The 979-nt window shown below is 54.1% G+C and carries 1 protein-coding gene; it reads right to left on the bottom strand.

What is annotated here, in order from left to right; genetic code table 11:
• Positions 1-834, bottom strand: an 834-nt coding sequence (locus C5Y44_RS13155; RefSeq protein WP_105325348.1) for a DDE-type integrase/transposase/recombinase, incomplete at its 3' end; no start/stop codon positions are given.
• Positions 835-979: the final 145 nt, after the last annotated feature.

Here is a 979-nt window from a genome sequence, read left to right as displayed (position 1 = left end):
CCATTCGTCGAGGAGTGTTTGTAGTTCTTCGATGCTGCTGGCTGGTGGTCTTTGTTTGAGCCATTTCTTCATGGTTTGGTGGTAGCGTTCGATTTTGCCTTGTGATTGGGGATGTCCAGGGCGTCCATTCTTTTGCACGATGTGGTGAGTGTTGAGCAGGACTTCGAAGCGGTTGCGTCCGCCTTTTGCGCCGGCTAGTCGGGCTGTAAATACCAGACCGTTGTCTGTCAGTGTTGATGCTGGGGGTCCGTAGGTATCGATGAGTTCTTGTAGTGCTTGGGCAACTTGGGTGCCGGTGTAGGCAGTTCTTGCGGTTAGGTATAGCAGGTATCGTGAGTGGTCATCGATGAAGTCGAGGATTTCTACTCGGGTGTTATCGGCGAGGTGGTAATTGGTGATGTCGGCTTGCCAGCATTCGTTGGGCATGGATGCTTCGAAGCGGATGTAGGAGGACCTTGGTCGTTTTTGTGGTTGTGGGGTTACGAGTCCGGCGTCGGTGATGATGCGGCGGATTGTAGAGGTTGATGGCACGCGTTGGCCTTCGCGTGCCAGGTAGGAAGCGATGGTGTCGGGTCCTGCGTCGAGTCCGGATTTGGTGAGTTGTTTGCGCATGTTGACGATGTCCTTACGCAAGGCTTCTGGGATTGCTTGTGGGTTTGCTTTAGGAGCCTTGCTGCGAGGTTTGACGGCTTCTTCGCCGCCTTCGTCGTAGCGGTTGAGCAGGGTGTAGATCCATTGCCGGGAGATTTTGAAGTGACGGGAAGCTTCGGTGACGGTGTGGTTTTGCTGCCGGATGTAGCGGATGATGGCGAGGTTTCTGTTCGGGGCGTTCATCTGTCAACTATGTCGCGACTGAGGTGTCAACCGTCAGGGCTATTTCCTGCTAGTTGATAGGTGTCAACGATCTCGCGGCTGATCTCGGCCCTAGATTAGCCCCGCTGCAGAACAGGCGTGTCAATTATGTCTTGAAGTACGACAC

This window comes from Corynebacterium sp. J010B-136, assembly GCF_002967075.1.
Classification (GTDB): Bacteria; Actinomycetota; Actinomycetes; order Mycobacteriales; family Mycobacteriaceae; genus Corynebacterium.
The sequence above is the reverse complement of the archived record's forward strand: the minus strand, read 5'-3'. Positions and strand labels throughout refer to the sequence as shown.